11 protein-coding genes and 1 tRNA gene are annotated in these 12,964 nt (G+C 44.5%); 5 read left to right on the top strand and 7 right to left on the bottom strand.

Annotation, left to right across the window (positions count from 1 at the left end):
* The first annotated feature begins 81 nt into the window (after positions 1 to 81).
* Both AC9UCN_RS00875 and AC9UCN_RS00870 read left to right on the top strand, forming a co-directional pair.
* Complete coding sequence (locus AC9UCN_RS00875) at positions 82 to 972, top strand: alpha-1,2-fucosyltransferase (RefSeq protein WP_509522904.1); 891 nt, start codon at positions 82 to 84, stop codon at positions 970 to 972.
* A 347-nt stretch (positions 973 to 1,319) separates the two neighbouring features.
* Positions 1,320 to 2,417 (top strand): glycosyltransferase family 2 protein, encoded by a 1,098-nt coding sequence (locus tag AC9UCN_RS00870; RefSeq protein ID WP_509522902.1) that lies wholly within the window; start codon positions 1,320 to 1,322, stop codon positions 2,415 to 2,417.
* 314 nt (positions 2,418 to 2,731) lie between these two features.
* On the opposite strand, the gene AC9UCN_RS00865 is transcribed toward AC9UCN_RS00870, so the two are convergent.
* The 7 genes from AC9UCN_RS00865 to AC9UCN_RS00835 all read right to left on the bottom strand — a co-directional run bounded on the left by AC9UCN_RS00865 (position 2,732) and on the right by AC9UCN_RS00835 (position 9,519).
* Complete coding sequence (locus AC9UCN_RS00865; RefSeq protein ID WP_509522900.1) at positions 2,732 to 3,634, bottom strand: hypothetical protein; 903 nt, start codon at positions 3,632 to 3,634, stop codon at positions 2,732 to 2,734.
* Positions 3,635 to 3,707: 73 nt separating this feature from the next.
* On the bottom strand, positions 3,708 to 5,354 hold the full coding sequence (locus AC9UCN_RS00860; protein WP_509522899.1) for a hypothetical protein: 1,647 nt from the start codon (positions 5,352 to 5,354) through the stop codon (positions 3,708 to 3,710).
* A 51-nt stretch (positions 5,355 to 5,405) separates the two neighbouring features.
* Positions 5,406 to 6,419 (bottom strand): NAD-dependent epimerase/dehydratase family protein, encoded by a 1,014-nt coding sequence (locus AC9UCN_RS00855; RefSeq protein ID WP_509523643.1) that lies wholly within the window; start codon positions 6,417 to 6,419, stop codon positions 5,406 to 5,408.
* A 4-nt stretch (positions 6,420 to 6,423) separates the two neighbouring features.
* Positions 6,424 to 7,179: a glycosyltransferase gene (locus AC9UCN_RS00850; RefSeq protein WP_509522898.1), complete on the bottom strand. Its 756-nt coding sequence runs from the start codon at positions 7,177 to 7,179 to the stop codon at positions 6,424 to 6,426.
* The gene (locus tag AC9UCN_RS00845; RefSeq protein WP_509522897.1) at positions 7,176 to 8,366 is read right to left on the bottom strand and encodes a nucleotide sugar dehydrogenase; all 1,191 of its coding nucleotides are present in this window, start codon (positions 8,364 to 8,366) and stop codon (positions 7,176 to 7,178) included. Before AC9UCN_RS00845 ends, AC9UCN_RS00850 begins: the two co-directional genes overlap by 4 nt.
* A 421-nt stretch (positions 8,367 to 8,787) precedes the next feature.
* Positions 8,788 to 9,378 carry an FkbM family methyltransferase gene (locus tag AC9UCN_RS00840; RefSeq protein WP_509522896.1) on the bottom strand — a complete coding sequence of 197 codons (591 nt, stop codon included), beginning with the start codon at positions 9,376 to 9,378 and terminating at the stop codon, positions 8,788 to 8,790.
* 65 nt (positions 9,379 to 9,443) lie between these two features.
* Positions 9,444 to 9,519: transfer RNA gene (locus AC9UCN_RS00835), tRNA-Arg, on the bottom strand.
* Between the two features lie 417 nt (positions 9,520 to 9,936).
* Here AC9UCN_RS00835 and AC9UCN_RS00830 point away from each other — a divergent pair.
* Genes AC9UCN_RS00830 through AC9UCN_RS00820 form a run of 3 tightly spaced genes read left to right on the top strand, consistent with a single transcriptional unit; the run spans position 9,937 to position 12,940 of the window.
* A complete protein-coding gene (locus AC9UCN_RS00830) occupies positions 9,937 to 10,698 on the top strand; it encodes an alpha-1,2-fucosyltransferase (RefSeq protein WP_509522895.1) in 762 nt (253 codons plus the stop codon).
* 48 nt (positions 10,699 to 10,746) lie between these two features.
* Positions 10,747 to 11,028 carry a hypothetical protein gene (locus AC9UCN_RS00825; RefSeq protein WP_509522894.1) on the top strand — a complete coding sequence of 94 codons (282 nt, stop codon included), beginning with the start codon at positions 10,747 to 10,749 and terminating at the stop codon, positions 11,026 to 11,028.
* A 16-nt stretch (positions 11,029 to 11,044) separates the two neighbouring features.
* Positions 11,045 to 12,940, top strand: coding sequence for a glycosyltransferase (locus AC9UCN_RS00820; protein ID WP_509522893.1), 1,896 nt, complete (start codon positions 11,045 to 11,047; stop codon positions 12,938 to 12,940).
* The last annotated feature ends 24 nt before the right edge of the window (positions 12,941 to 12,964 follow it).

The raw sequence follows: 12,964 nt of genomic DNA, 5'->3' as shown, positions 1-12,964 counted from the left end.
CTTCAAAGATCAAATCGAAACTTAATTGCCACTCTGGGGATTCTAATATGATTTGGCAAAATGAATGGTAGCATTTAGGTCATGAGTTGGAGAAAAAGTGGTGACTCTCCGATTGTGGCAAAACTTATGGGTGGTTTGGGTAATCAATTATTTATTTACGGTGCTGCATTAGAGCAAGCTCGTCGGCTTGGTGTGAAAGTCGAGGTTGACACCTCGTTTTACAGGATACATACAAAGCGTGTCTATGGGCTTGATCAATTGTTCGAGCACTCCATACACGAATCAACTCCAGGTGAAGCAAATCCCAGCCTGGTAAGACGGGCCCTGAAATATGCCCTTCGACGTATGAAGCGTTCTGATCTAGTTATGGAATTCAAAGAGAAGTCACACCTTTTCCAGCCTGAAATATTCACGATTCATCCCGGGACAACAATAGAGGGTTATTTTCAATCACCCAAATACTTCCCGTCGGTTGGTGCCGAGATTGCAGAAAAGATAAGAAATGTCGTCGTCTCGACGAGCGAGCAGGCAATTATTGACGATGTGTCCTCCAATCCCTTTATTGCAGTCCACGTGAGAAGGGGAGACTATTCATCAGAATCACACATTCGGGAGGCTCATGGTCTGACGACTAGAAGATACTATGAGGCGAGTCTAGAAATTCTTGATGGAAAAGGTACTCCTTGCATTGTATTTACTGATTCTCTCGAAGAGACTAAAAAAGAGCTCGGGGGAATAAGTGATCTAATTTTCGATTCGCGAATTTTGCTTCTCGGCGAGCTAGCTACACTTAAAATCATGTCCCTCGCATCTGGGATTGTCATGAGTAACTCTTCATTTAGCTGGTGGGCGGCATACACCATGAGTCACTTTGATTCAGATTCAACTGTCATCAGTCCGCGCCCATGGTCAAAACAAATAAATTTTAATGAAGAGTTGATTGATCGTCGTTGGTTAAGTGTCGGAACATAGGGATTAAATGCCCGGCTATTGCATTAGTAAGTTTGCCAAAGTCTAACAAATGATGTTTAGCTACCAGCAAAAAATATTGCAAGGCGATGATTACAGTTAGGAAAAAATTCGACGCAGTAATTTAGACCACTAAAAAACTTGTCGGACTCGTGGAGTCTGCGCCGGAGACATCCTCAATTGAACTAATGATGTGTTGTGCAAGCATAATGGTAGAGGTTGGTAAGCAGGAATTCTCATTCAGCTCATTCAAGAATTGTTTGCATTCCTCAAGCTTTGAAGCCGAGGGCCTCCCTCGAGTTGATTCATGTAGATATCATGTAAACAAGATGAGTTGCTATGATTTTTTTATGGGCATTGAAGCGAAACACGAGGAACATACTTCCCTAATTAGCCCAAAGCATCAGTTAACTGTGTTTATTCCAACATTTAATCGAAGCGCGCGACTAGCTAAGAACATTGAAAAAGTACTCGGTGAAATTTTAAAATCCGGTCACGAAGAAAGTGTTTCTCTCCTTGTCGGAGATAACAGTTCGACTGATAATACATTTCAAGTCTGCTATCAATTCGACGCCTTTGCTAAAGAGAAAAAATTAATGTACCAATACTTTAGGAATTCACGTAACTTAGGGATGGGCGGAAATATTGTCGCAGGGTTAGATAGGATCAACGGTGGATATGTTCTACTCCTATCTGATGATGATGAATTGTATGAAGGCGCATTGACAAAGGTGCTTTCAGATATTCTGGAATTCCAGCCTAGTGTCGCAATTTATAATTTCAATCAAGAGCCATACAGCACAAATAATCCTTTGCATAAAATTCAAGAGTACACTTCTGACTCAATTGATTTCAAAATCCTGAGCTCATTGTTAATTTGGCCTAAGCTCACTGGAATCGTCGTGAATACTAAAGTTCTGGAACTACACTCAGATGAATTTCACCCGCTAGTAAAAAACTCAAAATACTATCCACATGTGTCGCTGGTGTTGTTCTGTTTTTTGAAATCTAACGGACTGTTAAAGTCAAAATTTTTTTTAGCGGGACCTGACGCCGACTATCGCGAACACTTTAATTTTCCGTGGTATGTTGGGGCGCATCTCTTGCATGACATAAGGGTGTTATGGGAGCAATTAGAAATTCAAAATCCTAGTTTCGATAAGGTAACAGAGGATTTAAAAAAAATTGACGTTTTGGACTTAAGCGTAAATCAATTAATCTCTTTCTACCAAGGTAAAGCAAAAGTTACGAGATCAGTAAAAATCACTCTTTGGAGAAATATAGCTCGATTTTTAATGTTCAAGAAAACTAATTCCGAAGGCCTAAAATTTGATCGACAGAATTGGCGCACCGTCATACAGATCCCTTATTTAGTAATTCTTAGCTTGTTTTCCAATTTATACCCTCCTTTGGGCCGCAAAAAGAAGCTTATGAATGAGGGTTTTTGATTTTTAATTTAGATTTTTTTAGGCTATAAATTTTTGATTCTTAAATAGTCAATATTCTTGGACCTTACACTTAATTTTGAATCGTTAGGATTACTTGCAGCTGTTTGAAGGATTCCGGGAGTAGTCTTGGAAAACTTCAGTTGAAAAAATCTCCTCAGCCCGTCTTGTTCAGCTACTCCCATTGAATACTCAGGTTAGAGACGCGTCACATGAGACGGCTTTCCTTCAGGATTTTTTCATGGTCGACGCCAATTGATTCTAGACTCGGACACAGTTCCTCTAATTGAAACTTCATGGTTTCTAAAGAATCGAGTTCATTGAGTGTCGGTGGAACGATTGACGGCTCCTCCCTCTTGCTCAGCAATTCGCTCCTTTAATTGCTCGTTTAGAATCGATTTGAGTTCCTGGATTGGCTCTGGAAGCCACTCGTTTTTGTCAAAACGCAAAGGAGCATAAAACTCCTTTTCGACCTCCGGGAATGTACGAAACTGGGCAATGTTGTTTCGTACACCAAACTGCCGATGGGCCTGGGACACAATGAGGCTTAGTTTGTCCTGCCCAGATGCTTTCAGTTTGAGCCTGTTTGGGCCTTTCGGGGCCGGTGCTTGACTAATGACAGAAAGTTGATCGGCTGCGTCTGTGAAGTGAAGGTACGGAAGGTACTTGTCGGGGGAACCCAAAGAATATGGTTTTTGCGCCAATATCCCTTCGGATAGAACCCTGAAAAATCTGGACTCTGGCTCAGAGGGTCCGACCAGGTGAGGAGCAATTACTTGAGTAGGTATTACTCGATCCTTGTTTTGCTCTAAAGACTCAAAAAATATTCTCTTACTTCTTGAATAGTGGTCTTTATCCACCCCGTGTATATCAAAATATAGGTTGTAGTACGAGTCCACTTGAATCCACTGAATGGTGTGAGTCTGCCCCTCTAACAACGCGAGTACTCGCTTGGGGAACTCGTAGCACGCTTCCCAGATTTCATTATCTGAATACCTCGGCCCCCATACAGCTGCACAATTAAGGATTAATTCAGGACGCCATCCAAGAAAAACTTCGCCGAGATTTGAAATTTCAGAGAAATAATCCCGTCCTCCTTGAGAGGGTCTCACTCTTGAACCCACCTCTATTATGTCAAAACTTTTTGAGTGTCGATTTATGAATTCTCGGCCTAGCCGACCTCGAGAGCCGAGAAGAAGGAGTTTTTTCCTGTGACCCACTTTCAAACCTCTCTAGACCCCCGAAGACCGCAAAAATATCGAAATTAGTAACTGCTATTCGGTGTTAGAAGTCTCATCTCGGAGGGTGTACACCTTGGAAATCTGTTGACTTTTTACTTTTTTTCATGATTGATACCATAAGGTACTTTACCAGAGCAAAAATGACTAAAGAGTAAACGAGCGCAGCTATCGGAAGAATCGAGACTTCTTCCTTGTGCCTCATTCCAACAAGCATCCACGAGGCGCCCATAAATGCAGCTTGGCTAAGTACTGCAGAAACTAGAAGAAGCGACAGCCCGGATCGTCTCAATACAAACCAAGCGGGGACAACCAATAACATGAGTAGGTATTCAATCCAGACGGGAACACGGATTTTGTCGAGGCTCGAGGCTACATCAAAAGCAAACCTGTCTATAGACATCGAAGGGTTCCAATAAGGTTGAAATTGTGGTGGTCCCGAAACCACAGCAAAGCTGTAACTCAAATTGTTGCTAGCGTTCAGGCTCTTACCGTGCATTACGAGAGTTTTAGGGTCTTGCACAACCGGCAGGAAGCCATCCTGGTAAACACCCCAATCGCCTAATAGCCCGGAACTAATCTTGTTGAAGATATGGCTAGGATTGCCGCGGAGATATTCAAAGAATACAGCTCGACCTTGCCTCTCAGCTTCGGCAAGTCCAACGTTCCAATAGATTGGAGTTGGCTGACTGAAGTGACTGTACTCCTGCTTAAACTGTCCAGCGTTTGTAAGTTCAATAAGTTGATCTCGATTCATGGACATTATTTCATTCCATAACGCAAGACCTTGCTCTTTGACTTCGGGATAAGCACCGACGTCAATTCTTGGATACGCAAACGCATCACCGGTAGGCAATTGTTGAATGAGCGCCTTCCAACGCAGAGCCTCTATACCCAGATTTTCGTTATCTCCTTCCAGATATCCAGGATCCATCGAGGAAGTGAGAATCCATGCGGTGTCGTAATTCAAGGTTGTGGTGCCTGTCCTTGGCTCGTGATACGAAATACTAAAAAAAGAAACAAAGGCAAAGGCGCTAATAGTGGCCGCAGATACGCCCAGAGCAATTTTTTTGAAACTGATACCACTAAACACAAATATTGCAATCAAGCCAAAGATTAGAACTAGTGAATTAAATTTGACCAAATACGCCAGAGCAAATACCAATCCCGTGATCGACGATAAGACAATCACCCTAGGCAAAGTTTTCTGTCGGGCCGCGGTGGCTGCTAGCAGCAACGCGAGGATTAAAAGATCACCCTGCAGCCATTCTGGAGATGCGGAATTTAGGCCGCCCCAGAAACCTACGTAAAGGGAATTTCCAAGGACGAAAAGCGAAGCGACGGTTGCATTTGTGAGGCGCCACAACAGGAACACGGCGGTAAGGAAAAGAAACAAGTGAAGGATGTTTTGTGCTAATTGGACGCTTTGTAGGAATCCAAGGTCACTGAATAACTCAGGTATTGGTACTCCTGCTATTCGCATGACAATCCTGTTCAAAACAAAGCCGTAACCTGGGGCCAAAATCAGATTCGACGACCCACTTAGAATCATCTGCAAGTAAGTCAGATTGTCGGCTCGACCAGCATTTATAGGATAACCAGTAGCGAAAATGACCTGCAAAACTACAGCAATCACCAGCGAAGGGAGAAGAAGCGTGACTTCTAGTGGGGTTTTGCGAAACCACCCAATAATGTTTTTCACTATGAAATGCCTCTTCTTGCGTAAGCTGAAATAGTCCTAAGTTGTTCCCGCTTAGACTAAGCCCGCTTTAGAGGCGGACTTTATCCAGGGAATAACTTCGTCAAGCATTGTGCTCAATTCGGTATCGGCAGTAAAACCTAGGATATTCTTTGCTTTATCGGTTGCTGGAACGCGCTTTTGAACATCGAACTCAAATCCGGATTCTAGAACAAAGTTGAATGGCTTTGAGTCTCCGTGAATCTTTTTCCAGATCGCCTCTGCTAATTCAATGACTGTGTGTCCGACTGCAGTAGACATGTTGAAATCATTATTGGTCGCCTCTGGATGCTCAAGGCTCATAACGATGCCTCTGGCCAAGTCTCCCCCGTATGTGTAATGGCGCACCTGATCGCCAGTTCCAAGAATATGAACAGGATCCTGACCCGCAAGAATTTTCCGGATTAGGTCAGGTACAACGTGACTCATGGCTAGGTTCACGTTCCCCGACTTAATTTCTACTTCGCCAAGGGCCCTAGATTCGCCAATGCCAACACAGTTGAAAGGTCTGATAATTGTGTATGGGAGTTTGTACTGATCCCATGCCGCTCGGGCAAAATACTCCACAGCTAATTTTTGGAATCCATACGATGAAAGTGGCGGTGGGACGACAAGCTGGTCTCCCTCTTGACTTGGCCAACGATCTGTGGATTCAAAAACCATGGAAGAGCTCATGTAGGTGAGCTTCTTCAGCTTTCCATGCTCACGAGCCCAAATGGCGGCATCACAGGCAGATGCGGTCATTCTCTCGTTCTTGGCTAGCAAATCGTATGCATATGTATGGAAGTACGAGATACCCCCGATAAGGGCAGCTCCGGCGATGAAGTGGTCACAATCGAAAATCACAGACTTCATGAAGTCCACATCTGAGGCATCTCCCTCGCGGAGTTTGTAGTTCGGGTGCGTGTCGTAGCTCTTTGCTACCCTGCCATACTTTGAAAAGTTGTCTACGCCTGCTACCTCAAAGCCTTTATTCAATAACTCCTCGACTATGTACCCACCGATAAATCCGTTAGATCCTGTGACCAGTACTTTAATTTTTTGTCTCCCTACTCTTAATCAGCACCCTAATCGTTGAGTCCGGGTGCGCAAATCCCAATCCAAACAGATACCAACCGAGGTACCTTGGAAGCCATTTTGCTAATCTGAAATTTGACTTCCCATAAGTCCTGTCGATCCAAGTAGTTGGAATTTCTGCAACAGATAATCCGAGTCGCCTGGCTTTGGCTGTCAACTCGAGTCCAATTTCAAAACCATGTCTGCTATGAATTCCCACTTGGTTGACAAAATCCTTGTCGTACGCCTTAAATGAATTAGTGGCGTCCCGTGTGCCAACTCCAGTTATGAAAGCGAAGCTTTTCCCGGCAACCCTAGACAACCAGCGCTTGATTCGTGGTCCACCAACCTGCTGGCCCCCGGGCATGTATCTAGAAGCAGAGGCGATTACAACCCCGCGCTTTACTAAGTGTGCCAGCTCCTCAACTTGACGCGGGTCATCACAACCATCTGCCATGGTGACTACGACCACGTTGGCGACTGCTTGATCTATTCCATATCTAATGGCATTTGCTGGACCCGCACCGTAGGTGTTTACTGCTAATCGAATTGAAGGAAATTCTTCAGACAATTTCTTCACTGGAGCGACGGTCGAGTCGCTTGGATTGTCCACGACTACCAGAATCTCGTTTGGTTGTTGTATTTCTTGGCTTAAGTTTTTAAGCCCAGGAACGACTGCCTCCCCCTCTTCAAACGCAGGAATGATTACCGAAATGCTGGGCGTCGTGGTCACGTTAAATTCCTTGGAGAGATGCCCCACATGTCCACCAAAGGCTTGTCTGTAACCATGTCTTTGTATTCTTTATGGGGTGTTGCCAAGATAAGGATGTCTGCCTGTTTCAAGACCTGGTCTAGTGGGATAAGGTCCTTGTCAGTACTGGTGGGCACCATTGGGTCTGTTGTGAGAACATTCTTGGCCCGAAACTTTAGCACCCGTTTTAGTTTGTACGACAACGAGCTTCGAATATCGTCTGAACCGGCCTTGAATGCCATCCCAAGAATTCCGACCGTCATGGCTGACAAATCATATTTTTGTTCAAGCTGCGAGACTATGAAAAGGGGCATGCCCTCGTTTACCAACATCGCCGAATGGCCAAGACTAAAGTTGTTATCTGAGAACGCGGCCAATTGCATTGTGTCTTTAAACAAACATGGTCCAGCTGCGAAACCAGCGCTCGGAACATCAGCGGCTCTCGGATAATCCTGTCGAATAGCAGACCTAATATTTTCGTAGTCAAGGCCTTTGGATTCTGCCATCATGTAAAACTGATTAGCCATTGCAAACTTCACATATCGCCAAGTATTCGTGAACAACTTTGCGAGCTCTGCTTCTTCTGGTGATAGCCGAACAATCGCAGGTGCGATTCTTGAGAATAGCTCGGAAGCCCTATCAAAACCTCTTTGTGTTCTGGAGGAAACTATCTGGGGAAGGCTTACAAGTTCTTCAACAGCATTATGCTCGGCAATTCTTTCAGGGGCAAAGGCAACATCTATATCCAACCCCCAAGCTTCCAATTCCCTCTCAACCTGTCTTGTAACGCCTGGGTAAATAGTTGATCTCAGAATTAATAGTTGACCATTTTTTAGGTAAGGGCGGCATCTATCAAGAGCCAAAGTAATTGCCTGGGGGTCTGGGTTTAGATGCTCGTCAACTGGCGTCCCGATAACCACGATCAGGGAATTCGTTTCTCCCGTTACTGCAGGATCGGTCGTGGCAATTAGTTTTTTAGCATCCAGGGACTCTTGGAGAAGTTTCTCTGCCCCAGGCTCCCAAAAGGGCATCTTGCCTTCGTTGATTCCCTCCACTGCAGGTTTGGAAATGTCATATATTGCAGTGTTTACGCCTCTGCTTGAGAGCATAATCGCGAGAGGGAGTCCGACGTGACCTCCTCCACCTATAACGACCGCGTCGAAACTCATCTGGACCCCGGAAATCCTAAGCATTTTTGTCCTGCGAACTTTTTAGTCTACCTCTAAAGGTTTTACAACTCGGTCATTATCTGAGTGAATTGATTCAGAGCAGAAGAGCTCTTTAGCACGGGAGATTAAAGTATCGGTGTGTTGATCTATATTCCCGCTTGGAGGTACTCAAACCCCAACTCTCTAATCCGTAGTCAGAAGTTCTAACCTTCGAGTTACAAACCGTAGGCCTTAAATGAGGTGGAGCGCTAGCAAATTCCAATTGGGTCAAACGGGTGACAGTCTGCATTGCAGCGACTATGACAACTCTGATTGACTACCCAAACTTGGTCTAGACCTAATGTAAATCAAGTCTTCATGGGTACGTCCTCTTGGTTGCCAAAGTGGAATAAAACCTTCGCGCCTCAAAAACTTATCGAGCTCAGCATAATTGACCCCCCCCGTCGTAAACGTCGAAGGTGCTTATCTCGACGTCAATTGTTTGGCAGGAGTCAAGTAGTCGACCTGCGCCTTGAAGAACAGATAGCTCTGCACCTTGCACATCAATAACCCAGTGCGGGTAATTTCCCGCTTGTTCTAGAGTGAGCAGGTTGTCTAACCGTTTCATCTTCAGCGGAACTGATTCCGTCATAGACAAGTCAAAACCATTATTCTCGGCTAACGGGTAGATTGATGAAGACATCCCGTCATTACTGGCTACGTGAAAGTTTACAACTTTTTCTTCGTCTCCCAGAAGTGCGTGTATAGCCTGTTGGTTTGGAAAGTCCTTGATATTTTTTATCAGGTCTAAATAGGGACCTTCTAAAGCCTCAAACCAAATTACTTTGGCTTTTGCTCTTGCATACGTGGTTGCTTCTTGACCGCGATGACCGCCAATGTGGAGAACCCCTTTAGTGGATTCGTAAATTTGCTCCCTGAAGGATGTTGTATCGGGTGCCGTGCCACCTTTCCTGCGAATATCAAATCCTAGGGTTGCAAAAATTCTCTTTACGAATTTGACAATAAATAGCACTAGATAGTTCCAATCAGAGTTCCAGGACAGTGAGATACATCACATTTATACCCTAGCTCAAGCTGTGGTGCGCTTGGAGGGACTCGAACCCCCAACCTTCTGATCCGTAGTCAGATGCTCTATCCGTTGAGCTACAAACGCTGGTGCCCCTAATTAGGAAGTTCATCCATTATGGAACCTTCTCAGTCTAGTCAAACCGAATGGGGTGTGACAATTGCCTGTTTGGATTGAAACTAACTTGATGGACGCGGTTCACGCGGCAGGAATAGAGAAACTGTTTTTCCTTAGTTCTTCCAAATTTTTCCTCAGCCTATGCTGTCTCTCCTCATGGTCCAACATGATCAAAGTCTTTGAAACTGGAGTAATCTACTGTGTGAGCTGTGATTTACTCCTCCCAGAAAGACAAATAAGGAATTAATGTTTCGAAATATAGCTAGCTTCTCTAGGAAAATTGTCCGATTTCTTGTCAGCAACCAGTTCCTGCGCCGTGGTTATAAGGACATATCAGGGATTCAGAAAGTCAGAGTGGTTTTTAGGGGCGGAATTGGGGCGCAGATTATGAGCGCCGCAACTTACTGGTATCTTGAACAGCAAGGTAAGGAAGTTCAAGCTGACATGACGTACTTTAGTTTGTTGCCCTTCGATGTTCGACCAACGATGGTAGGAGGACTTTCCTACTGGCCCTGGAATTTAGATTTTTTAGGAATATCTCAAGAGTCATTCATTAAATCTGATAGTTCAGCATATAACTATTCTGAATTTTATACAATTGGGGACAATTTTCAAAAATTTGAACTTGCCCTAAAGGCTCTGTCAACACAAAACATTAAGGAAAAGTTTAGAACTGGTGACTTTGAAGACATAATTCAACGTTGCCTGCCTAGGGAATTTGGAGGCCAAATAGGATATGCGGCGGTACACATACGACGCGGTGACTATGTTAATGTTGCTAGCCACGTTGTAAAGGATCAGACGATTATTGCTGCAATAGAAGCCGTAGCAAAGCTTATTGATATGTGTGTAGTAATTTCTGATTCGCCCATACACTCAGACGTAAGGGAGGCGGCTCAAAGCAAATTTAAGGTAGTTTCATTTCTGGACTCACCTAATTTCTCAGAAACAGACGCACATGTAGTTATGCAGCAAGCCAAATTTTTGGTTACGTCAAATAGCCAGTATAGTTTGACCGCAGCTTTGCTTGGAAAAGGGGTTTGTTTAGTCCCAAAGGTTTGGTTCTCCGGAGAACCTGAATTTTTAAAAGCAATAGAAGGACTTGGTGAATATCAGTTACTTAGTCAAAAACTGCACTCAAGCGATTGAGAACAGCGCGCAAAAAGGAATGATGTGTCGGTGAAAGAAAGAAATCCAATGGAAAACAAAATCGTTCTGAGTGAATCCTTGGAGCGAGAAATTGAATTGCACGCTTTCGAAAAATCCATGGTTTCGGCCAAGATTGCCGCCGAAAAGAATCTTGAAGAAGCAGTATTGAAGTATGAGGAAGTTCAGGCAAAGTATGACGACATTCTCCAATCCAGGACTTGGCGTTACAGCTATCCGATCCGAAAAGTAAGCCACTGGGTCAAGTCCCAATTTAGAGGTTCTGCATTTGGCAGATTTACCCTAAAAGTATTTAAGAAAATCTTCGGATAAACAGAAATACTTGAAAATGAGTTTTTCTGGCGAATTAAGTGTCTCTGTTGTTGTCGTTGGTAGGAACAATTTCGAACTAACCTCCAAATCTGTTGATTCGGTTCTGACGCACACTGATAAAGACGTAGAAGTTATCCTGGTCGACAATGGCAGCGAGTCGGGTGTTCTGGAAAGCCTAATTGAGAAATTAAGAGATACCCGAGTGTCTATTCTGTGCGTTGGTGCTAATAGATCTTTTGGTGAGGGAAGCAACATTGGTGCAGAATCGGCTACTGGTGAGATTCTTGCTTTTCTCAACAACAACGTCATGGTTACAGAGAACTGGCTAGAGCCTCTGGTTCATGAATTACAAGCAAACCCAGATGTGGGAGCTGTTGGTCCTAAATTTCTCTACCCTGACGGATCGATTCGGGAGGCTGGGGCTTTCTTAGATAGGAATGCTCGATCCGTTCAGAGAGGCAAGGGGCAAGCGTCGGGTTCCGATCTATTTAGTGAAAAACGCGCGGTTCAATATCTTTCGGAAGACTGTTTCGCAGTACGCAAGAAAGATTTTCTAAAAGTCGGTGGGTTTAACTTTGTTTATGAGCCTGGCAATTACGAGGACGCCGATTTGTGCTTCTCGCTCCGCGCGGCCGGACTCTCTGTTGTCTATCAGCCAGAATCAACAGTGATTGACATAGGAACTCAAGCAACCTCTGCTGCTGGAAACACCTCGCTTGTTGAGGGGGTAGTTGAAATGAATCGAATCAAATTCCTGAATCGCTGGGGTAATGGGAAGATTCCCTCTCGATTAACTCTCGACAGTCAAACGCCGCCTAAGGCGATTGTTTCAGTCGGTCCAACTGTTGTGATTTACACACCTTTTGATCTGGTTTTTGGTGGCGGAGAGAAATACATCCTAAGTGTCGCTCACGCTTATTCAACCTCGGGCTTCCGAACAATACTTGCTACAAGAGCTAGGTATTCTAAAGCCCGCCTTTTGGCACTTGGGTTTGATTTTGGACTTGACCTTGGCCTAGTCGAGCTTTCCACCCTGGATGAAGTGCGTTCTCCGGTTGACATATTCATATCGATGGGCAACGAGGTCTATCCTCCTGTGGATCCTATTGGAAAGATAAACATTCACCATTGTCAGTTCCCTTTTCCGCCAGAATCTCAGACAAACGAGCAAGTTTCACGGCTAAGCAAAACTGATTATGTTGTGGTTAATTCTGAATACACAAAAGGACACTACCTACAAGCTGCTCAATCCGTAGGTTTCAATAATCTAAAAGTTGTCGTCATTTCTCCCCCTATTTCGGATTTACCCGTCAGCGAGATAGAGAAGAATCAGAACCAGATTCTTTCTGTTGGACGGTTTTTCGTCCATGGTCATAGTAAAAATCAACACATGCTCATAGCCGCATTCCGTGATTTGTTGATCAAGCACCCCGAGGCAACGTTGGTATTGGCTGGAGGTCTTGCACCTGGGCCTGTTCATCGTGAGTACTTAGATATGTGTCGCGACCTCGCCAAGGACCTTCCTGTTAGTTTCCATATTGATGCGGAGCGTGATGAGGTTTCGACACTGATGGAGAGTTCTTCGATTTACTGGCACGGGGCGGGCTTTGAAGTAGACCCAGCGCTTTACCCCGAACGTTGCGAGCATTTTGGAATTTCACTTGTTGAGGCAATGGGTTCTAGAGTCATCCCAGTTGTGGTGGGTAACGGTGGTCCTGACGAGATAGTTCAATTTGGGATCAATGGTTTCAAGTATCAATCTATGGAAGGGTTGGTCCGTCGCACCAGTCTTATCTTCGATCTAGATAATCAAAGTCGAGAAATGATGCGTAAAGCGGCCCGAGCAAGATTTGAGGAGTACTTTAGTTCCGATTTTGATGCCGCTTGGAAATCCTTAGCTCTAAGTAAGTAGCCGGCGTCCTTCGTTCTTTACGAC

The sequence above is a fragment of the Rhodoluna sp. genome (assembly GCF_036721215.1).
Lineage (GTDB): Bacteria > Actinomycetota > Actinomycetes > Actinomycetales > Microbacteriaceae > Rhodoluna.
Note: the sequence above shows the minus strand (reverse complement) of the source record. Positions and strands in the feature narration are given on the sequence as shown.

Excerpts from the sequence above, each read along its gene's own strand:
- AC9UCN_RS00875 (WP_509522904.1), top strand. The coding sequence starts at position 82 with ATGAGTTGGAGAAAAAGTGGTGACTCTCCGATTGTGGCAAAACTTATG.
- AC9UCN_RS00870 (WP_509522902.1), top strand. The coding sequence starts at position 1,320 with ATGGGCATTGAAGCGAAACACGAGGAACATACTTCCCTAATTAGCCCA.
- AC9UCN_RS00845 (WP_509522897.1), bottom strand. The coding sequence starts at position 8,366 with ATGAGTTTCGACGCGGTCGTTATAGGTGGAGGAGGTCACGTCGGACTC.
- AC9UCN_RS00830 (WP_509522895.1), top strand. The coding sequence starts at position 9,937 with ATGAGCGCCGCAACTTACTGGTATCTTGAACAGCAAGGTAAGGAAGTT.
- AC9UCN_RS00825 (WP_509522894.1), top strand. The coding sequence starts at position 10,747 with ATGGAAAACAAAATCGTTCTGAGTGAATCCTTGGAGCGAGAAATTGAA.
- AC9UCN_RS00820 (WP_509522893.1), top strand. The coding sequence starts at position 11,045 with ATGAGTTTTTCTGGCGAATTAAGTGTCTCTGTTGTTGTCGTTGGTAGG.